This window comes from Pseudorhizobium sp. NPDC055634, assembly GCF_053618655.1.
Genome location: NZ_JBSHHW010000001.1, coordinates 347159 through 366230 on the forward strand (window position 1 = coordinate 347159; position 19072 = coordinate 366230).

The window sequence follows — 19072 nt, forward strand, 5'->3', positions numbered from 1 at the left end:
CTTATATTGTCACGCCGGTTCTTCGCCCAATTCGAGCAGGATCTGGTGGCGGGCTCGGTTGAGCCGGCTCTTGACGGTGCCGACGGCGCAATCGCAGATCTCGGCGGTCGCCTCGTAGCTCTCGCCGAGGATGGCGACGAGGGTCAGCACTTCGCGATAATGGGGCGGCAGCTTCTGGAGCGCCCGCTGGACCTCCCTGGCACGTGCACTCACCTCCTGCGTCGCCGGCATCGGCGTGTCGCCGGAGACAGGCTCGTCGGTTCCCGGCGCCTCGCGGCCCAGCACCTTCGAACGCGTATAGAAGGTGTTGCGCATGATGGTGAACAACCAGGACTTGAGCTTCGTGCCGGGCTCGAACTTGTCCAGGTTCGCCAGCGCCTTCATCAGGGTCTCCTGAACGAGATCATCCGCGTCCGTCGGATTGCGGCAGAAGGTGCGGGCGAACGCGCGGAGAGCGGGGATGAGTTTTACAATATCTGCGCGTGCAGGATCACGTTTCAACTGTGATTCAGACACCGTGGCCTACCTCTCCGTCGTATCACTGGGCGGGATGATGGTGGCAAACGCGCCGTTATGGCTTTGGTTCCGCGACGGGATCGGGCGCGATCAACCTTCCTCGTGAAGCAACGGAACGAACGGAACAAAGCTCGACCGCCCCTGTTGATAGGGTTTCTCAAGGAGTTCGAGTCGTGGCGCCGCGTGCTAACTGGAAGGGATATCTGAAGGTCGGGGAACTCAGCTGTCACGTCGCGCTTTACACCGCGGCATCGACGGCAGAACGGGTAAGCTTCAACATCGTCAATCGCGAAACCGGTCACCGCGTTCACCGCCAGATGGTGGATGCGGACACCGGCAAGAAGGTCGCCGGCGACGACATCGTCAAGGGCTACGAGGTTGCAAGCGGCGAATATGTCGTCCTCGAGCCGGAGGAGATCAAGGAGGCCGTTCCGAACAGCGACAAGACGCTGGAACTGGAAACCTTCATACCCTGTGCGGACGTCGATACCATCTTCCTGGACCGTCCCTACTATCTCGCGCCCGCCGACAAGGCAGCAGCCGATGTCTACGCGCTGATCCGCAAGGCGCTGGAGGAGAAGAACGTCGTCGCGCTCGCGCGCACGGTCCTCTTCCGCCGGCTGCGCACGCTGCTGATACGTCCGAGCGAGGAGGGCATGATCGCGACCACCCTCAACTACGACTACGAGGTCCGCTCGGCCGAGGAAGTCTTTGCCGACATTCCCGACTTCAAGATCGAGGGCGAGATGCTCGATCTTGCCCGCCACATCATTTCCACCAAGAAGGGCAAGTTCGATCCGACCGAGTTCGACGACCGCTACGAGACCGCGCTTGCCGAACTCATCCGGGCGAAGATCGAAGGCCGCAAGCTGCCCAAGAAGCCGAAGGCGGAGCCGAAAAAGGTCTCCAACCTGCTTGACGCCCTGCGCCAGAGCGCCGGGGCCGGAAGCGGGACCGGGCGGGCGAAGAAGACGGCAGCCGCAGCCAAGCCTGCCCGCAAGCCGAAGACCCGCACTCCGCAGCGGAAAGCGAGCTGACCATGGCACTCGAGACCTACAACGAGAAACGCAACTTCAAGGCTTCCCCCGAGCCGAAGGGCCGGAAGGCGAAGGCCGCAGGCAACAGCTTCGTCATCCAGAAGCATGCCGCCCGAAGGCTGCACTACGACTTCCGGCTGGAGATGGACGGCGTCCTGAAGAGCTGGGCGGTGACCCGCGGCCCAAGCCTCGTTCCGGGCGAAAAGCGATTGGCCGTGCATGTCGAGGACCATCCCCTCGACTACGGTGAGTTCGAAGGGACGATCCCGCAGGGGAACTATGGCGCGGGAGCGGTCCTTCTGTGGGATCGGGGCACCTGGCAGCCGATCGGCGATCCGGAATACGGGTACCGGAAGGGACACATGGAATTCGAACTCAAGGGCGAGAAGCTCGAGGGCCGCTGGCATCTCGTGCGCATGGCCAATCGGCGCGGCGAAAATCGGGAGAACTGGCTCCTTATCAAGGGCGAGGACGAATTCGCCAGGGCCGAGGGAGATGCCGATATCCTCGAGGAATTGCCGAGATCGGTAAAAACCGGACGACTGCTGGAGGAACTCCAGGAAGGAAAGAAGGCGAAGACGAAGTCAAAGTCGGCGCAGGCCTCCTCCCGCTCTCGCGCTTCCTCCTCGTCCAAGGCCCCCTCCCCGACTGAGCCGTCGCCGGAAGACCATGCCGCCACGACGACCCAGAAGGTGAAGGGCGCGAAGAAGGCGGCACTTCCGGATTTCGTGCCGCCCGAGCTTGCGACCCTGGTAAAGAGCGCGCCGTCCGGGAAGCGCTGGGTTCACGAGATCAAGCTGGACGGATACCGCGTCCAGGCCCGCATCGACGGAGGCGATGTCACGCTCCTCACGCGGACCGGCCTCGACTGGACGCAAAAGTTCGGCAAGGCGATCGTGGGCGCGCTGAAGGGCCTGCCGGTCAGGCAGGCCGTGCTCGACGGCGAAATTGTCGTCAACGGCGGATCGGGCGCCAGCGACTTTTCCCTCCTCCAGCAGGATCTGAGCGAGGGTCGAACCGATCGCCTGGTGCTCTTCGCTTTCGACCTCCTTTACCTGGACGGTTTCGACCTCACCTCGGCCAGCCTGGTGGACCGCAAGCAGGCGCTCGCCGGCATACTGTCCGACGGGGGCGATATCCTGCGCTACAGCGAGCATTTCGACGATGAAGGCGGCCTTGTCCTCAAGCATGCCTGCCGCCTAAGCCTGGAGGGGATCATTTCCAAGATCGCAGACGCCCCCTATCGCAGCGGCAGGGGGAAGGATTGGGTGAAGTCGAAATGCTCCGCCCGGCAGGAATTCGTCGTCGCCGGCTACGTCCCCTCCTCCGTCTCCGGCAACGCCATCGGCTCGCTGGTGATGGGATATTACGACCGTGGCAAGCTGATGCATGCCGGACGGGTGGGCACCGGCTACAGCAACAAGGTCGCGCACACCCTGTTTGGCCAGTTGCAGGACCTCCGGGTGGCAAAAAGCCCGTTCCACGACAAGCTGACGACCGGCGAACGAAAGGACGTGGTCTTCGTGAGGCCGGAACTGGTGGCAGAGGTCGAGTTCCGCGGCTGGACAGGCGACGCTCACATCAGGCACGCTGCCTACCGGGGCCTGAGGGAGGACAAGCAGCCAAGCGACGTGGTGCGCGAGACCGCACCCGCGACCGCAAGCTCCGATGAGGGACAGCAGACAGGAGCCCGAACCGTGACCCTGACCCATCCAGACCGCATCTACTGGCCAGATGCCGGCGTGACCAAGGAAGGCCTTGCCGACTACTACGTGCAGGTCTGGCGCTACATTGCACCCTTCGTGGTCAACCGTCCCCTCGCGCTCGTCCGGGGGCCGGACGGCATCAGCAAGCCGCTGTTCTTCCAGAAACATGCCTGGAAGGGCATGAACAGGAACATCTCCACCGCAAAGGATCCTGCCGATCCTGCCGAGGAGGATATCGTCATCCACGATCTCGACGGGCTGCTCGGCCTCGTCCAGGGCGGGACGCTGGAAATCCACCCCTGGGGTTCCACCATCGACAACTGGGAAAAGCCCGACATGGTCAACATCGACCTCGACCCGGGTGAAGGAACGAGCTGGGACGACGTCATCGCCGCCGCCCACGAAGTCAAAGAGCGCTTCGAGGCGATGGGGCTTGTCGGCTTCGTGAAGACGTCCGGCGGCAAGGGCCTGCATGTCGTGGCGCCGGTCAAGCCGAAGGCGGAGTGGCCGGACGTGAAGGCGGCGATGAAGGCGCTCGCCGACAGCATGGCCGGCGACAGCCCCGATCGCTACGTCTCGACCATCACCAAGTCCAAGCGAACCGGCAAGATCCTCATCGACTACCTGCGGAACGGCCGGGGTGCCACGGCGGTGGCTCCCTATTCCACCCGGGCACGCGCCGGCGCGCCGGTATCGATGCCGATCGCCTGGGAGGAACTGGGCCAGGCTATAGGCCCGGCCTACTTCACCGTCGGCAATGCGCCGAGCCGCCTGCAGCAGCTGGCAAGCGATCCCTGGGGCGATTTCCGGCAGGCCCAGGCGGAGATCAAGGTACCGGGCGACCGCCGCGGCAAGAAATAGCCGTCAGCGGGGATTTTTGCGCTCGGCCGCCAGGCTCTTCTTCAGCGCGCTCATGATGTCGATGACGTTGCTGGGTTGTTCCGGCTTCTGTTCCGTCGGCTTCTTCGCCTTCCTGCCATTCTTCCGGGAAGCAATGATGTCGAGGAGCCGATCCTGGACCGGGTCATCCGCCATGCTCGGGTCCCACTTCGCGGTGCGTTCCTCGATCAGCTTCTTCATGATCGCAAGGTGCTCCGAGGACGGCTTCTCCTTCGCGACGTCGTCGAAATAGGAATGCGCATCCCGCACCTCGTCGCCGTAGCGAAGCGTCCAGACGACGATCCCCTTGTCCTTCGGAACGAGAAGCACCGCCCGCTCGCGGCGGTACATGACGAGACGGGCAATGCCTGCTGTCCCCGTCTTTGCCATGGCCTCGCGGATCACTGCGAAGGCTTCCGCGCTCACCTCGTCGTCCGGCGCCAGATAATGCGGCCGGTCGTACCAGATCCAGCCTATGGACCCGACGGGGACGAAGGTCGAGATGTCGATGGTGCGCGTGCTCTCAAGCCCCACATCCTCGAATTCCTCGTCCTCGATCAGGACGTAGTCGTCCTCTCCCTTCGGATAGCCCTTGACCTGGTCCTCGTCATCCACCTGCTCCCCGCTGACGGCATCCACATACTGGCTCATCACCCGGTTGTGTGTCTTCCTGTTGAGATTGTGGAAGCGGATCTTGCCGGATTCCGAGACCGCCGGCGTCATGCTGACCCGGCACGTCACCAGCGACAGCTTGAGATAGCCCTTCCAGAATGATCGCGGCGCCATGACGGTCTCCTTCGAGCGGCGGAACGGCTCGCGCCGCCATAGGTTCCCGCGGCCTCGGCACCGGAACCAAGATCGGGCGCCGGCGTTCCCTCCGGATCATCCAGGTACGGAGGATATGCCATGACCACGCAGGAAGACCCGCGCAAGAAGCCGGACGACCAGCAGAAGACCACGCCCACGGCGCGCGAGAGGGAAGACAAGGCGGACCTGGAAGAGCAACTCGAGGAAGGGCTGGAAGATACCTTCCCCGCCAGCGACCCGGTCGCGACGACGATAACCTCGATTCCCGCCGGCACCCCGCCTCCCCCGCGCAAGTAAGCTTACCCATCTTAGGTTTCAGGCGATCCAGCCCAGTGGATCGCCTTTGCATTTTGTCACCTGTGACATTTTCGGGATTTCCGAAGTCTGGACTATTGCTGTATGGAGGATTGAGGCAATCTCCAGTGCAGAAGGTGGACGATGACTGTCACGGCGTCGTCAGAGGTCGGAATGGCGAAGAAGATCGATCCCAGTACAGAGACGGAACTTCGGCTCGGACGGCGCGTCAGCCGGGAAGTGTCGGTCCTCCTGGACGAGATCGAGAAGGAGCCTGTGCCCGATCGTCTCCTCGAACTTGCCCAGGAACTTCAAAAGGCTCTCGGCGAAAAGTAGGCCCAACGTCCGCGTTCGGGCGGCCACGCCGCCGCAGCGTCACCGTCCCTGTTCCCGCACCCCTCGCCTACTCCGCTCTTACTCTCCAACCTTCCGCGACCGTTTGGTCTTGAACCGTCTCTTCCGACGTCCTCCGGAACCTTGACTGACCCGCGTGGTTCAAGGCGAGCCCTGCGCGGAGGAGAGAATGGAAGACCCGAACCGTTGCCGTCATCTTTGCATCGACATGCAGAGGCTGTTTGCCGAGGATACCGCCTGGCATGTACCGTGGATGGAGAAGATCCGCGAGCCGATTGCGACATTGTCCTGCGCCCATCCTGCCGAAACGATCTTCACGCGCTTCGTGCCGCCCCTCCGGCCTTCCGACGCCACCGGCACCTGGCGTGAATACTACCTGAAATGGCCGATGATGACCCGGGAAGTGCTGGGCGACGACATGGTCGACCTCCTCCCTGAGCTTCGCGAACTCGTTCCCCCGGCGACCGTCTTCGACAAGGCCGTCTACTCGCCATGGATGGACGGCCGCCTCCATCGGCATCTCCAGGAACAGGATGTCACGACGCTGGTGATCTCGGGAGGAGAGACGGATGTCTGCGTGCTTGGCGCCGTGACCGGTGCCGTAGATCTCGGCTATTCGATCCTTCTCCTCAAGGATGCCATCTGCAGCGCGTCCGACGAAACCCATGACGCCACGCTCGGCATCTACGCGTCCCGTTTTTCGACGCAGATTCAGGTTTCCAGCGTGCCGGACGTTCTCGACTGGTGGTCCTAAGGGAACCTTCGCCGCCGCAAACCGGTTCTCTTCGCATGACCATCGCGAAGGAGGATTCCCGATGAAGAACGACACCCCGAAAGCCGGCCGCCCAGGCGAGACGTCCCAATGGCCCCGCTGGGAAGGGCCTCCCGAAAGCCGTCCGCACGGCTACCTTCCGGGCGAGGCGAACATCTTCTCGGACGATCCCGAAGGACATGGCCGCTCCGACGCCGATATCGAAGCCGCGGTGAACGACGCCCTCGCCGACGCCGATTTTCTCGATCCCGCAACGATCAGCGTCTCGGTCGAGGACGGCGTCGCGACGCTCGAGGGATCGGTCGCCCGTGAAGACGACTACCACCACGCGCAGGAGCGCTGCCAGTCCGTCGATGGCGTGAGGGGCGTGATCAACAACCTGCGTGTGGCTGGGGAAGCCCACTGAGGTCGCATCGACAAAATCTGGGAGAAGAAAGATGGCGGACAAATTGTGGTTCCTGATCGTGGCGATAGGCCCTGTCCTTCTGGGACTGGTGCTTGCCTTCGCCCTGATGCGCAAACGCCGCATCAGTTCGGTCGAGAAGGCGCGTCAGGAAGAGGCGGTCGAGCAGCTTTACGACAAGCCGGAAGGCGGACGTCAGCCGACCTACAGGCAGAACTGAGCCTGCGGAACTTTTGCTGGATCGCGTTGTTATTCGGCGCGGAAACACCAACCTGCAACTATCCAGGAGATTGAAATATGGCAACGAAGACCCTCGACGACCTTTTCTACGAGACGCTCAAGGACATCTATTATGCCGAGCGTCAGATCGTGAAGGCGCTGCCGAAGATGGCGCGCGCGGCCCAGGATGAGAAACTCAAGGCTGCCTTCCAGGAGCACAAGGACGAAACGGAAGGCCAGATCGAGCGCTTGAAGCAGGTCTTCGACCTCATCGGAAAGCGCGCCCGCGGCAAGACCTGCGACGCCATCGAGGGCATCCTTTCCGAAGGCGAGGAGATCATGGAAGAGTTCAAGGGCACGCCCGCCTTGGACGCCGGCCTTCTCGCCGCCGCGCAGGCTGTCGAGCACTACGAGATCAGCCGCTACGGCACCCTTCGTTCCTGGGCACAGCAGCTTGGCCTGAGCGAAGCCGCGACGCTTCTCGAAGAGACGCTGGCCGAGGAAAGCCAGACCGACGAAAAGCTGACGGGTCTTGCCAAGACCGCCGTCAACTCGGCCGCCCAGAAGGCCGCCTGATCATCAAACGGAAAAGGCCCGGTCGAACGACCGGGCCTTTTCCAAATAATTGTTGAAGGCCTCAGGCTTCAGCGGCTTCGCCGCATCAGGCTGCACCGGCAGCATGACGCCATTCAGTTCCATGCGGCGGAAGATTTTGTTGTGCTTGCGCTTGGCCATCTCGACCCGCGCGGCGGCAACGGCGAGATCATAGGTGTGATACGAGCATCGGGACTCGACCCCGTTCAGGATGTAGGTCCAACCGTCCGGATGGGGCACGATATCGCAGAAATTGTTCATGGCGGACTCCCTTCAGCGCGCACTAACTCGCCATCTCGGCAAAGGTTCCGCCTCGCCGCTCCACGGGTCAGAATAATTTTCAGGCCGGAGGAACCTTCGGTTTCCGCAGACGTTCGGACGCCGATGTATGGAGACGTTCATGGCGGACAACGAGGACGACTGGGTGCGCAAGCGCGCGTACTCTCTGTGGGAAGAAGAAGGATATCCGGCGGGAAAGCATCTTGAGCACTGGGAGCGCGCGAAGCGGGAGTTTGAAAGCTTCAGCCCCCTGAAACGCCGGTCTCCGCGCACGAGCAGCAAGGCGGCAGCCGCCGGTTCTCCGGCGGCTGAGCCCGCGGAAACGACGAGGAAGGCGACGCGCACCAGGAAGGTGCCCGGCAGCTGACACCTGGCACTTCGGCTGCGGCAAATTCATGCCGCAGCGTCCCCGATCTTGCATGCTGTTAGGTGCGCCGTGCGCAATAAAATTTTCTGTTACCCCTCCCGTTGGAACGCATGCCCCCGTCCGGACGTTCGGCAGCACCGGCCGCGTGCACGGTGGAGGACGGCATGACGGACGCATTCTTCTCGCCAGATGATCAGGCCACGGCCAGCACCTCCGACCTTGAGGGCGCACCGAGGCGGAAAGGCGTCTCAGGGCCGATCAGGGTCCTGTCGGTCACCTCCGAGATTTTCCCCCTGATCAAGACCGGTGGCCTCGCCGACGTCACCGGCTCCCTGCCGAAGGCGCTGGAACGGCTGGGCATCGAAACCCTCTCGCTCATCCCCGGATACCCCTCGGTAATGCGGCAGCTGAAGAGCGCTCCGCCGCTTCTCGTTTTCGACGAATTGCTGGGCGAGCGGGCAGCGCTCCTCTACGCCCGGATTGACGGACTGAGCCTGCTCGTCCTCGACTGCCCCGCGCTTTATGACCGCGATGGCGGCCCCTATGTGGATGCCGCGGGCGCCGACCATTCCGACAACTGGAAACGCTTCGCGGCGCTGAGCCTTGCGGCCGCCGAGGTTGCAGGCGGCGCACTCCCGGGCTGGATCCCGGATATCGTCCACACCCATGACTGGCAGGCGGCCCTCACCTCCGTCTACATGCGGGAGCTCGAGGTCGCCACCCCCGTCGTGCTGACGGTTCACAACCTGGCCTTCCAGGGACAGTTCTCGGCCTCGCTCCTGCCCGCCCTCGGGCTCCGTCCGCAGCTCTACTCGACCGAGTGCCTCGAATACTTCCGGGACATCAGCTACCTGAAGGGCGGCCTCCAGACCTCCGACGCCATCACCACGGTCAGCCCGACCTATGCCAGGGAAATCCTGAGCCCCCGCTTCGGCATGGGCATGGATGGCATCCTCAACCAGAGGGTCGACGTGCTCCGCGGCATCGTCAACGGCATCGACCTCGATGTCTGGAACCCCGCCACCGATCCCTACCTGCCGGTGAACTACGGTCCGGGAAGCCTCGGCAAGAAGCGACAGAACCGGAGACACCTGCTGCAGGCATTCGGCCTCGATGCGGACGATGCCGGTCCGGTCTTCTCCGCCGTTACCCGCCTGACCTGGCAGAAGGGCATGGACATGCTGGCGGAAACGGCTGACGAGATCATCGGCAATGGTGGCAAGCTGATCGTCTGCGGACAGGGAGACCGGGATATCGAGCGGCAGCTTCTCGAGACGGCGGCGCGCCATCCGGGCCGAATGACGGTTCATATCGGCTACGCGGAATCCATCGCGCATCTTGTCCTCGGTGGATCCGACGCCATCATCCAGCCCTCCCGCTTCGAGCCTTGCGGCCTGACCCAGCTCTACGCCATGCGCTACGGCTGCGTCCCCGTCGTTTCCCGGACGGGCGGGCTGTCGGAAACCATCATCGACGCCAACGACGCCGCCATGTCCGCCCGGGTGGCGACGGGCATCCAGTTTCATCCGGTCACGAGCGATGGCCTGCGGATGGCGTTGCGGCGCGCGCTTGAAGCCTATGCCGATCCCCGCCAATGGGCGCGCCTGCAGAACCAGGGGATGAAGGCAAGGTTTTCCTGGGAGCGCAGCGCCCAGCAGTATGCCGCGGTCTATGCCTCGCTGGTGCGCAGGTCGAGAACCACGCCGTCGCGCCCCCTTCCCAAGGCAGTATCCTGACGAAAAGAAGCGGGAGACCGGCCTCGACCGGTCACCCCGCTTTCGCCTTGCGTTCGCGTCAGGAGCGCCTGAGCACCACCAGCGAGCGACCCTCCAGTTCGAAATCCGCATCCTGCTCGACCTCCATGCCCCTTGCAGAGGGATCGGCGGTCGTGAGTTCGAGGATCCACTTCCCCTCGCCCATCGGCGGGACATGGAATGGGACATTGCCCTCGAACGGGTTGAAGAGAACCAGGACGTTGGACCAGAGCCCCTCCTGATTTTCGAGATCAGCGCGCCGGAGGTTCAACCCCAGCGTTGTTCCCTCCTGCCATTGCTCGGGGAGCTGTTCACCTCCGCCGGCATTGAACCAGCGCACTTCCATGCCGTCTCGCCAGTTCTCGCGGCGGAAGATGGGCTGCTCCTTCCGCAAGGCGATGATGTGCCGCGCGAAGTCCCGCAACTGCTCGTTGGTCTCGGGCAGGCCTTCCCAGCGCACCCAGGAAATCTCGCTGTCCTGGCAGTAGCCGTTGTTGTTGCCCATCTGGCTGCGGCCGAACTCGTCGCCGCCAAGCAGCATCGGGGTCCCGTGGGACAGGAAGAGCGTGGCCAGGAAGTTGCGCTTCTGGCGCTCGCGCACCGCGTTGATGCCCTCGTCCTCCGTCGGGCCTTCAGCTCCGTAGTTGTAGCTGCGGTTGTCGTTATGGCCGTCGTTGTTGTCTTCGCCGTTCGCCTCGTTGTGCTTCTCGTTGTAGGAAACGAGGTCATTGAGCGTGAAGCCGTCGTGGGCGGCGATGAAATTGACGCTCGCCCAGGGACGGCGGCCCCGCAGGTCGTAGATGTCGCCCGAACCGAGGAGGCGGGCCGCAAAGTCCGTCGCGACATTGTCTCCCTTCCAGTAGTCGCGGATCGTGTCGCGATACTTGTCGTTCCATTCGGACCAGCCGGGCGGAAAGCCGCCGACCTGATAGCCGCCGGGCCCGATGTCCCACGGCTCGCCGATCAGCTTGACCTTGGAGAGGACGGGATCCTGCGTGACCGCGTCGAAGAAGCCGCCACGCTCGTCGAAGCCTTCCGGCTCGCGGCCGAGAATGGTCCCGAGGTCGAAGCGGAAGCCGTCCACATGCATGTGCTGCACCCAGTAGCGCAGCGAATCCATGACCAGTTGCAGCACACGCGGATGGGATGTGTTGACCGTGTTTCCGGTCCCGGTGTCGTTAATGTAGTAGCGGTGCTGGTCCGGCATCGTCCGGTAGTAGGAGAAGTTGTCGATACCCTTGAAGGAAAGGGTCGGACCGAGTTCGTTTCCTTCCGCCGTATGGTTGTAGACAACGTCGAGGATCACCTCGACGCCGGCGTCGTGGTAGTTCCTGACCATTTCCCGGAAGCCTTCCAGGCCCCGCGGCCCGTAGTAGCGGGAGGCCGGCGCGAAAAAGGCGAGCGTGTTGTAGCCCCAGAAATTGTGGAGCCCCTTGTCGAGGAGATGCTGGTCGTCCGGGAAGTAATGGACCGGCATCAGCTCCACGGAGGTGATCCCGAGGCTCTTGATGTAGTCGACGGACGCCGGGTGACCCATGCCGTCGAACGTGCCGCGAAGGTCCGGCGGAATGGCCGGATTGAGCTTGGTGAACCCCTTCACATGCGTCTCGTAAACGATGGCGGAGGACCAGGGGATGCGGGGCCGGCTCGCGTCATGGAAATCGAAGCCGTCGGGATCGATGACGCGGCACTTCGGCATGAATGGCGCGCTGTCCCTCTCGTCGTAGGTCAGATCCTTGTCTTCATGGAGAAGGTCATAGGCGAAGTGGGCATCGTTCCACTCCACGTCGCCCACGAGTTCGCGCGCATAGGGGTCGATCAGGAGCTTGTTCGGATTGAAGCGGTGACCGTTTTCCGGATCGTAGGGACCGTAGACCCGGTAGCCGTAGAGCGCTCCGGGCTTCAGCCCCGGCACATAGCCGTGCCAGATCTCGTTGGTATATTCCGGCAGTTCGAGCCGGGCGATCTCCATCTTGCCGCTGCTGTCGAACAGGCAGAGCTCAACCCGTTCCGCATGCGCCGAGAAGAGGCCGAAGTTGGTGCCCTCGCCATCGTAGATCGCTCCGAGTTCAGTCCAGCTGCCCGGGAGTATTTCGAAATTCGCGCTGTCGCTTTTCATGCGTCGCCCCGTTGAAGAACCATCTAACAATGGGGCGACGGGGCTTTCGTTCCCGGCGCACCAGCCGAATTATCGCTTCTCGGTTCCGGACGAACTATCGACCGGCGACTGACCGCCGCTGCCGGTCTGCGGCGTGGGATCGGCATCCGTCTGGGCGGGAGCGGTCGGGCCGCTCGCCGGGGTGTTGTCGACGGGGTCCGACTGGTTGTTTCCCCCGTCGCTGCATCCCGCGAGGAGGATGACGGTCGTAATCGCTAGGGTGAGCTTCTTCATCGGTATTTCCTTCTTCTCCTCCGAACGATCCGCCGCCCGGGAAGGCCGGGCCAGGAAGATCGTGACTGCGGCATCGCTGCGAAGGTCATTCGGGCTTTGGGTGCGGATGGCTAACTTTGACACCCCGCCACGGGTTCCCTTTCCCGCGAAACGCCTATTTCTCTTCGCAACGGAGGACTGACCACATGAGCAACCTGACATCAGAGGAACTGGAAGGCCGGCTCAACGCGCACCGGGAACTGATGATCGACATGCTTGCGGCGATGATCGGCGGCGAGATGACGATCGTCCAGTTCGTGCAGCGGCTTCGCGACGACGCCACGTTCAAGGACAACGAGGAGGATCCGGGTGTTGTGCCCGGAAGGGGCTTTGCCACCGAAAACGTGGCCGCCCGCGAGGTGAGAGCGATCCTTCATGCCGCCCAGGCGCGCGCAGCCGCCGACGCCTCACTATCTCCACAATCGCGCCAACCGTGACACAATCATGTCGTATGTGTGGAACACAATCCTTCCCATGGTCGTTCATTGCCTGGATTGATGAGCGATTTAGGAGGGAAACATGGTCAAGGATTGGGTCGAAGCAGCCGGGTTCGTGATGGTCGTCGCCGCCTGCTACATGATGGTCATACCTGTCTGAGGGATCGCGCTCAGCGGGTTCTCTGCGAGAAATAGGCGGCAGCCGCCGTCATATCCTCTTCCTCGAGGTTCTTCGCGACATCGGTCATGAGATGACCGTATCTCGTCCCGCCCCGGACGCCCTCCGCGAAAAGCCGAAGCTGCCCCGCAAGGTAAGGGGCGCTGAGGCCCGACAGCCGGGGATAGGCCGGATTTCCATCGGGTTTTTCATGACAGGATAGACAGGCGGGTATCTTGTCGGACGGGCGCCCCTGTTGCGCCAGTATCCTTCCCCGCTCGATCGCTTCGCCTTCCACCTCAGGCAAGACCCGCGCCGGACGGCTCTGGCCGGCATAGAACCGGGCGAGATCCTCGAAAGCCTCTTCCGGAAGCGAACGGATCGCCAGTTGCATGATGCCGCTCGGCCGCCGGCCGTCGGCATAGGCGCGCAGGCTCTCCAGCAGATAGGCTTCCGATTGTCCGGAGAGGCTCGGCACGATGCTTTCCGCGTCGAGCCTGCGCTCCGCATGGCAGCTCTCGCAGCTGAGCGGCAGGTCGTCCACCTCCCCTGCCATAGGCGGAGGATAGAGCCCCGAAAGCGCACGGTAGCGCTCGGCGTCCATCTCCGGCAGCTGGCGCAGGAAGGCGACCATTGCCCAGACCTCGTCCGGGCGCGCCTGGCTGGGCCAGGCCGGCATCCCGGTGAACCGCACCCCGTGCTGGACGATCTCGAACAGTTCCTCGTCGGTCCAGGCGGGGATCAGCGGCCCAAGGTCGGGCGGCTCGGGAAGCATTGCCCTTACGGTATCCGGCTTGGGCCTCGCCGGAGACCCGTGGCACATGGCGCAGCCGATCTCGTAGTGGCCCGCCGCCGGGGGAAGCAGGGCCGGATGGCCAAGAGGCGGCGCCTCGTGCGAGAGCGCTGCCGTCTCGACGGAGTTTCGCATTACCCAGTGAAGGAACCAGTCCGTGACCGCCCAGTGGCCGGTGCTCGCCCTGACCCCGACAAGGCCCGACCAGCCAACCAGGAGCCCGGCGACGGGAGCAAGGACAACCGCTGCGACGAGATATCTGCGCCAGGCGCTCACAGGCGTCCTCCCGAATGTTCACGTGGGCCTAGCGCCGACGATAGCAGCAGGACGCCGCCAAGCAGGTAGACGACCGCTCCGACCAGCAGCATCACGACGCCGCCGGTCTGCTGATCGACCGCAGCGCCCAGCGTGACCCCGAAACAGCTGACCTCGCCGACACCGTAGAGCGGTCGCGGTGACAGCGAAAGCAGCGCGCCGAGCAGGGTCATGTGCATCGAGGTGAACAGCAGCCCGAACGTCCCGGCCAGCCGGCGAGCCTCCCGCCCCTCCTCCGCGCCTCCGAGACAGGAAAGCCAGAGCAGCAGCCCGGCGCCAAGGAAAGTCGCCTGCTCCAGCGCGGTGACCGCAAAGGACGCTTCGGTCGCGGCACGCGCTGCGGGAAGATGCCAACCCCATACCGCGAAAAGTTCGACGAGCGAGGCGATCACCGGCGTGAACCAGGGCCAGCGCATGGTGACGTCATGGCGTGAGCCGGATAACCCGACGGCGAGCAGAGGAGCGGCGCCGGCGACGACACTCATGTGGACGATCATGTGCACGGTGAAGGATTGCCGCCCGCCAAAGGGCAGCACGACGCCCCATGCGACGACCAGGAAAAGCAGACCTGCCGTCAGCGCCACCGTCCTCATTGGTAGCACCCGTGGATGAAGATCAGCGGAATGGCGACATAGACCACGGCGACGAAGCTCAGGCCGTACAGGAGCAGCGTGGCAAAACCCTGGAAGCGGCGGCGATCCTCGGCGGTCGGCTGGTCGTGGGGCGGGTCGCCCGAGCCGAAGCCCCATTGACGCCAGGCGAGATAGGAGGACAGGACGATCATCGCGAGCGCAAGGATCGTGATGGCGCCGAGCACCAGCCTGACCGTGCCGAAGCCGATGTACCATTCGCCAGCCTTCTCGCAGTAGATCGCCACCGCGACATAGCAGAGGATGAAGTGCAGGGCCCAGACCGCGGGGGCCGTGAACAGCGTCCAGAGCGTTTCGATTTCGCGGGGCAGGATATGTCGCATGGCCTACCTCATCGCCGGAAACAGGCCGAGCACGCCGAGCGACACGACGGCGGTCACTGTCAGGAAGTGCCAGTAGAGCGTCACGTTGACAATATCCTGGTCATATCGGGCCGTCATCCTGCCGGCGAGGCTCCGTGCAAGGCAATAGGCCTGCATGATGCATCCGGTTGCCGCATGCGCCGCCGTCCAGATCGCGATGATCCACACCGTCGCCGGATAGACATGGACCGTCGGCTGCATATCGTGGGCATAGGGGCCGAGGAGCGCCGCCACCGCAGCGGCGCAGGTGACGATCAGCGAAGCCGCCAGTGCCGCGCGTGCCCCGTTTGCCCGGTCCTCGCGGTTGAGGTGCCGTGCCGCGAGCATGAGGACCCACGAGACGAGGAACAGCACGAGCGAGGTCGTCGGCCAGAAGATGCCGGGACCGCCGAGGCCGGCAGTGAAGTCGTCGTGGATCGTCCAGTAGAAGAAGTAGCCGAACATCAGGCTCGCGAATGCCGTGCCGTCGCCGACCATGGTGATGAACATCGCCCACCATCCGACCGAGGCGGGCCCCGAACGGTATATGGGCAACCGCCTGCCCAGTCCGACATCGATGTCCGGCGCCTCCGGTATTTCCGCCGTGCCGGTCCAGAGCCAGTAGAGGATGGCGATGAGCGTGATGATCGCGCAGACGATCGTGACCGCCCACCCGTGGAATGTCAGGGCGATGAAAACCCCGCCCAGCGCCATGGCGGCGATGATCGTGACGTAGGACGTGCCGCCGACCCTGAGGCACTGGATCGGCTCGGCATCGAGAACCGAGGTGACGAGCGTTTCGCGCCGGCCCGATTTCGCGTCCGGCAGGTAGTAGCGCCCCTCGTCGATATTCTTCTGGAGGTCCGGCTGGTCCCACAGCGGGTATCGGCTCTCGATGATCGGCACCGATCGCATCCCCCAGCTTTCGTCGGGATCGTTGGTCCATTCGAGGGTGCCCGATCGCCAGGGGTTGAGGTCGCCGATCTTCTGCTTCGGCCGGAACATATCCACGACGACGGTTAGGACCCCGGCGGCGAAGACGAAGGCGCCGATGGTGGAAATCAGATTGAACCAGTCCCAGCCGACATGGCCCGGATAGGTGAACACCCGCCGCGGCATGCCCCGGAGCCCGGAGAAATGCATCGGGAAGAAGCCGATGTTGAAGCCGACGAACATCAGCCAGAACGCCACCTTGCCCCAGGCATCGCTCAGTTTCTTGCCGGTGACGAAGGGAAAGTAATAGTAGATTCCTGCGATCACCGGGAAAAGCATGCCGCCGATCAGCACGTAATGCAGATGGGCGACGACGAAATAGGTGTCGTGCGCCTGCCAGTCGAAAGGAACGAGCGCCACCATCACGCCGGTCAGCCCTCCGATCACGAAGGTGATCAGGCCTCCCGCTCCGAACAGCATGGGCACCGAGAATATCACCCGCCCGGCGAGCATGGTGGCGATGAAGACGAATATCTGCACGCCCGTCGGAATGACGACAGCTTCCGATGCCGCGGAGAAGAAGGCGAGCGAGATCTGCGGCAGTCCGGTGGTGAACATGTGGTGGACCCAGAGCCCGAAGCTCAGGAACCCGGTCCCCACGGCCGCCAGCACGATCCAGGAATAGCCGACGATCGGCCGCTGGGAGAACGTCGGCACGATCATGGCCATCAGCGCGATGGCCGGCAGGAAGATGATGTAGACCTCCGGATGGCCGAATATCCAGAACAGATGCTGCCAGAGGAGAGGGTCGCCTCCCCTTTCCGCGTCGAAGAACGGCCAGTCGAACATCCGCTCCATCTCGAAGAGAATGTCGCCGGCGATCAGCGGCGGGAAGGCGAACAGGATCATCCCCGCGACGATCAGCAGATACCATGCGAACATCGGCATCATGTTGATCCGCATGCCGGGTGCGCGGCACTTCATGATCCCGACGATGATTTCGACGGCAGCCGCGATCGACGCAACCTCGATGAAGGAAAGCCCCAGCAGCCAGATGTCTGCGCCGATCCCGGAGAATTCCTTGTCGGTCGCGAGCGGCGGATACATGAACCAGCCGGTGCTCGGCGCGGAATTGAAGAAGATCGAGCCGCAGACGAAGATGCCGCCGAGCAGGAAGCTCCAGAAGCCGAAGGCGGACAGGCGCGGAAAGGGAAGCTCGCGGGCGCCCAGCATCGAAGGCAGGAGGAAGATCGCAATCGCCTCGAAGATCGGCACGGCGAACAGGAACATCATCACCGTGCCGTGCAGGGTGAAGGCCTGGTTGAAGAAATCGGCGGTCAGCAGGTCGTTGTTCGGCACCGCGAGCTGGAGCCGCATCAGCAGCGCGAGCACGCCCGCAAACAGCATGAAGCCGAACGAGGCGACACCGTACCACAGGCCGATTTCGCTGTTGTTGACCGAAGTCCAGTAGCGCCAGCCGGAGGGCGTCTCCCAGACCTTCCGCAGTCGCGCCTCCTGCGCGGCGCGCTCCTCGGGGGTGAAGTCGCCGAGAACGTCCGTCATCGAAGCCCCGCCAAGTATGTTGCGATGCTCTCGGCATCTCCGTCCGGCAGCATCCCGAACGATGGCATCCGCGAGCCCGGCTTGATCTCCGAGGGATGGCGGATGAAGCGGGCTAGGTTCTCCGGCGTGTTCGCCATGGTCCCCGCGCCAACGCTGCCGCGATCTCCGAACGCGGTGAGATTGGGCCCGATCGTGCCTCGCGCCTCCGTCCCGTCGATGGCGTGGCAGGCCCCGCATCCGTGCCGCAGGAAAAGGCGGTGCCCCTCGCCCGCGCCGGGACTTGCCGCAGCACCTGCGGGTTGGCGGCTCGTCGTCAGCCAGTCCTCGAACTCGGAGGCTTCCACCGCTTCGACATGGAATGCCATGAGCGCATGCGACGGACCGCAGAACTCCGCACAGGCGCCACGATAGATGCCGGGCTTCGACGCTTCCAGCATCAGATGGTTGGTGCGTCCCGGGATCATGTCCATCTTGCCGCCTACAGAGGGTATCCAGAAGGAATGGATGACATCCGGGGATTTCACGATGAAGATCACGCGTTCTCCTACCGGCATCCTCACCTCGTTGGCGCGCTCCAGGAGAATTCGGCCCTCTGCGTCGAGGTAGCGCACGCGCCACCAGAACTGTTCTCCGGTCACCTCGATGCGATGCGCGCCCTCCGCGCCCGCCGCCGACCATGGGCGAAGGTTGGGGAGCAGCCAGACGGCATAGGAGAGGAGAACGGTCAGCACGATCACCGGGCCGATTGCCCCGCCCCACAGGATGAGCCGGCCGGCGGAGCGCTCCGAATGCGGCTCGCGTGCGGTGCGCGCGGCGTAGAACAGCATCAGCACCACGGCGGCCCAGATCAGGCCGCCTCCGACGACCATGACATAAAAGAGCGTCGCGACGTCGGACGCCTCGGGACCGGCCGGATCGAGCGCTGATTGGATGCCGGAACAGGACGTTGCCGCAGGGCAGGCAGAAATCCAGGCAAGCTGTCGGAACCGACCGCGGCCACGCCCGTTCACCGGATGCGACCGTCTGTTTCGTCCCGCCGTCCGGCAAACCGCATCGCCCGTCAAGTTCCCCCCGCAGTTCCAGAACCGCTCCCCGCCGAAGAGCCTCGCGGCGAAACTGATTGCCCGGCGATTTGTTCCAGCCGATCGGTCAACTTAGATTTCACCGGGACAAAAAAGTGGAACTCCGGGCGCTTTTGCGGGTTTGCCTTCCGAGAGGTGTTACCAGAAGGAACGGCGGCGATGCTCAATTTCTTCCAGCGCTTGTTCGGCAGGACCAGAACGCGTGCCTCGCGAAAGGACGGTCCGCCTGAGGATGTGCAGGTTCTGGTGCCCGAGGCCGTGGAATTGCCATTGCCGAAGGCGCCCCGGGAGGAAATCGCCGTCCCTGCGTCCATCAACGGACGCGACCTCTCAAGCGGCCGGCTCTAGGCGCCGGCCCCAACATATCAAACCGCATCAACAGGAGCATA

Annotated in this window: 21 protein-coding genes; 11 read left to right on the top strand and 10 right to left on the bottom strand. The window is 63.7% G+C overall.

Annotated elements, in window-relative coordinates:
- Positions 1 to 9: 9 nt before the first annotated feature.
- Complete coding sequence (locus tag ACWGPT_RS01745; protein ID WP_452603840.1) at positions 10 to 516, bottom strand: sigma-70 family RNA polymerase sigma factor; 507 nt, start codon at positions 514 to 516, stop codon at positions 10 to 12.
- 173 nt (positions 517 to 689) lie between these two features.
- Here ACWGPT_RS01745 and ku (ACWGPT_RS01750) point away from each other — a divergent pair, with 173 nt between their 5' ends.
- Both ku (ACWGPT_RS01750) and ligD read left to right on the top strand, forming a co-directional pair.
- Positions 690 to 1553 (top strand): non-homologous end joining protein Ku, encoded by an 864-nt coding sequence (gene ku / locus ACWGPT_RS01750; protein WP_452603841.1) that lies wholly within the window; start codon positions 690 to 692, stop codon positions 1551 to 1553.
- Positions 1554 to 1555: 2 nt separating this feature from the next.
- On the top strand, positions 1556 to 4120 hold the full coding sequence (gene ligD, locus ACWGPT_RS01755; protein ID WP_452603842.1) for a DNA ligase D: 2565 nt from the start codon (positions 1556 to 1558) through the stop codon (positions 4118 to 4120).
- A gap of 3 nt (positions 4121 to 4123) precedes the next feature.
- On the opposite strand, the gene ku (ACWGPT_RS01760) is transcribed toward ligD, so the two are convergent.
- Positions 4124 to 4924, bottom strand: coding sequence for a non-homologous end joining protein Ku (ku, locus tag ACWGPT_RS01760; RefSeq protein ID WP_452603843.1), 801 nt, complete (start codon positions 4922 to 4924; stop codon positions 4124 to 4126).
- A gap of 120 nt (positions 4925 to 5044) precedes the next feature.
- Between ku (ACWGPT_RS01760) and ACWGPT_RS01765 the strand changes: the two genes are divergently transcribed.
- The 6 genes from ACWGPT_RS01765 (at position 5045) to ACWGPT_RS01790 (ending at position 7563) form a co-directional block, all read left to right on the top strand.
- A complete protein-coding gene (locus tag ACWGPT_RS01765) occupies positions 5045 to 5242 on the top strand; it encodes a hypothetical protein (protein WP_452604107.1) in 198 nt (65 codons plus the stop codon).
- Between the two features lie 141 nt (positions 5243 to 5383).
- A complete protein-coding gene (locus ACWGPT_RS01770) occupies positions 5384 to 5575 on the top strand; it encodes a hypothetical protein (protein ID WP_452603844.1) in 192 nt (63 codons plus the stop codon).
- A 187-nt stretch (positions 5576 to 5762) separates the two neighbouring features.
- Positions 5763 to 6347, top strand: a complete 585-nt coding sequence (locus tag ACWGPT_RS01775; protein ID WP_452603845.1) for a cysteine hydrolase family protein — start codon at positions 5763 to 5765, stop codon at positions 6345 to 6347.
- Positions 6348 to 6564: 217 nt separating this feature from the next.
- Entirely contained in the window at positions 6565 to 6771 is a 207-nt protein-coding gene (locus ACWGPT_RS01780; RefSeq protein WP_452604096.1) for a BON domain-containing protein, read from the top strand.
- A gap of 31 nt (positions 6772 to 6802) precedes the next feature.
- Positions 6803 to 6988, top strand: coding sequence for a hypothetical protein (locus ACWGPT_RS01785; protein WP_452603846.1), 186 nt, complete (start codon positions 6803 to 6805; stop codon positions 6986 to 6988).
- Between the two features lie 77 nt (positions 6989 to 7065).
- Entirely contained in the window at positions 7066 to 7563 is a 498-nt protein-coding gene (locus ACWGPT_RS01790) for a YciE/YciF ferroxidase family protein (RefSeq protein ID WP_452603847.1), read from the top strand.
- A 3-nt stretch (positions 7564 to 7566) separates the two neighbouring features.
- Here ACWGPT_RS01790 and ACWGPT_RS01795 read toward each other — a convergent pair whose 3' ends face one another.
- Positions 7567 to 7842 (bottom strand): hypothetical protein, encoded by a 276-nt coding sequence (locus ACWGPT_RS01795; protein WP_452603848.1) that lies wholly within the window; start codon positions 7840 to 7842, stop codon positions 7567 to 7569.
- 139 nt (positions 7843 to 7981) lie between these two features.
- Between ACWGPT_RS01795 and ACWGPT_RS01800 the strand changes: the two genes are divergently transcribed.
- Together ACWGPT_RS01800 and glgA are read left to right on the top strand one after the other, a co-directional pair.
- A complete protein-coding gene (locus ACWGPT_RS01800; protein ID WP_452603849.1) occupies positions 7982 to 8227 on the top strand; it encodes a DUF2934 domain-containing protein in 246 nt (81 codons plus the stop codon).
- 257 nt (positions 8228 to 8484) lie between these two features.
- Positions 8485 to 9963, top strand: a complete 1479-nt coding sequence (gene glgA / locus ACWGPT_RS01805) for a glycogen synthase GlgA (RefSeq protein ID WP_452604097.1) — start codon at positions 8485 to 8487, stop codon at positions 9961 to 9963.
- 58 nt (positions 9964 to 10021) lie between these two features.
- Here the strand turns inward: glgA and glgX are convergent, their stop codons facing one another.
- Together glgX and ACWGPT_RS01815 are read right to left on the bottom strand one after the other, a co-directional pair.
- On the bottom strand, positions 10022 to 12100 hold the full coding sequence (glgX, locus tag ACWGPT_RS01810; RefSeq protein ID WP_452603850.1) for a glycogen debranching protein GlgX: 2079 nt from the start codon (positions 12098 to 12100) through the stop codon (positions 10022 to 10024).
- Positions 12101 to 12169: 69 nt separating this feature from the next.
- Positions 12170 to 12496: a membrane lipoprotein lipid attachment site-containing protein gene (locus tag ACWGPT_RS01815; RefSeq protein WP_452603851.1), complete on the bottom strand. Its 327-nt coding sequence runs from the start codon at positions 12494 to 12496 to the stop codon at positions 12170 to 12172.
- Between the two features lie 62 nt (positions 12497 to 12558).
- On the opposite strand from ACWGPT_RS01815, the gene ACWGPT_RS01820 reads away from it, so the two are divergent.
- Entirely contained in the window at positions 12559 to 12849 is a 291-nt protein-coding gene (locus ACWGPT_RS01820; protein WP_452603852.1) for a hypothetical protein, read from the top strand.
- Between the two features lie 170 nt (positions 12850 to 13019).
- On the opposite strand, the gene ACWGPT_RS01825 is transcribed toward ACWGPT_RS01820, so the two are convergent.
- From ACWGPT_RS01825 to coxB, 5 genes are read right to left on the bottom strand one after another with little or no spacing between them, the layout of a single operon-like run.
- Positions 13020 to 14075, bottom strand: a complete 1056-nt coding sequence (locus tag ACWGPT_RS01825) for a c-type cytochrome (RefSeq protein WP_452603853.1) — start codon at positions 14073 to 14075, stop codon at positions 13020 to 13022.
- Entirely contained in the window at positions 14072 to 14707 is a 636-nt protein-coding gene (locus ACWGPT_RS01830) for a cytochrome c oxidase assembly protein (protein WP_452603854.1), read from the bottom strand. Before ACWGPT_RS01830 ends, ACWGPT_RS01825 begins: the two co-directional genes overlap by 4 nt.
- Positions 14704 to 15087 carry a hypothetical protein gene (locus tag ACWGPT_RS01835; RefSeq protein ID WP_452603855.1) on the bottom strand — a complete coding sequence of 128 codons (384 nt, stop codon included), beginning with the start codon at positions 15085 to 15087 and terminating at the stop codon, positions 14704 to 14706. The genes ACWGPT_RS01830 and ACWGPT_RS01835 overlap by 4 nt, the downstream gene beginning before the upstream one ends.
- A gap of 3 nt (positions 15088 to 15090) precedes the next feature.
- Positions 15091 to 17601, bottom strand: a complete 2511-nt coding sequence (gene ctaD / locus ACWGPT_RS01840; RefSeq protein ID WP_452603856.1) for a cytochrome c oxidase subunit I — start codon at positions 17599 to 17601, stop codon at positions 15091 to 15093.
- Entirely contained in the window at positions 17598 to 18611 is a 1014-nt protein-coding gene (coxB, locus tag ACWGPT_RS01845; RefSeq protein WP_452603857.1) for a cytochrome c oxidase subunit II, read from the bottom strand. The genes ctaD and coxB overlap by 4 nt, the downstream gene beginning before the upstream one ends.
- Between the last annotated feature and the right edge of the window lie 461 nt (positions 18612 to 19072).

Coding starts and splice junctions, on each gene's coding strand:
- ACWGPT_RS01820 (WP_452603852.1), top strand. CDS start 12,559: ATGAGCAACCTGACATCAGAGGAACTGGAAGGCCGGCTCAACGCGCAC.
- ACWGPT_RS01830 (WP_452603854.1), bottom strand. CDS start 14,707: ATGAGGACGGTGGCGCTGACGGCAGGTCTGCTTTTCCTGGTCGTCGCA.
- ctaD (WP_452603856.1), bottom strand. CDS start 17,601: ATGACGGACGTTCTCGGCGACTTCACCCCCGAGGAGCGCGCCGCGCAG.
- ACWGPT_RS01790 (WP_452603847.1), top strand. CDS start 7,066: ATGGCAACGAAGACCCTCGACGACCTTTTCTACGAGACGCTCAAGGAC.
- ACWGPT_RS01775 (WP_452603845.1), top strand. CDS start 5,763: ATGGAAGACCCGAACCGTTGCCGTCATCTTTGCATCGACATGCAGAGG.
- ACWGPT_RS01835 (WP_452603855.1), bottom strand. CDS start 15,087: ATGCGACATATCCTGCCCCGCGAAATCGAAACGCTCTGGACGCTGTTC.
- ACWGPT_RS01765 (WP_452604107.1), top strand. CDS start 5,045: ATGACCACGCAGGAAGACCCGCGCAAGAAGCCGGACGACCAGCAGAAG.
- ACWGPT_RS01800 (WP_452603849.1), top strand. CDS start 7,982: ATGGCGGACAACGAGGACGACTGGGTGCGCAAGCGCGCGTACTCTCTG.
- ACWGPT_RS01785 (WP_452603846.1), top strand. CDS start 6,803: ATGGCGGACAAATTGTGGTTCCTGATCGTGGCGATAGGCCCTGTCCTT.
- glgX (WP_452603850.1), bottom strand. CDS start 12,100: ATGAAAAGCGACAGCGCGAATTTCGAAATACTCCCGGGCAGCTGGACT.
- ligD (WP_452603842.1), top strand. CDS start 1,556: ATGGCACTCGAGACCTACAACGAGAAACGCAACTTCAAGGCTTCCCCC.
- ACWGPT_RS01770 (WP_452603844.1), top strand. CDS start 5,384: ATGACTGTCACGGCGTCGTCAGAGGTCGGAATGGCGAAGAAGATCGAT.
- ACWGPT_RS01795 (WP_452603848.1), bottom strand. CDS start 7,842: ATGAACAATTTCTGCGATATCGTGCCCCATCCGGACGGTTGGACCTAC.
- ku (WP_452603843.1), bottom strand. CDS start 4,924: ATGGCGCCGCGATCATTCTGGAAGGGCTATCTCAAGCTGTCGCTGGTG.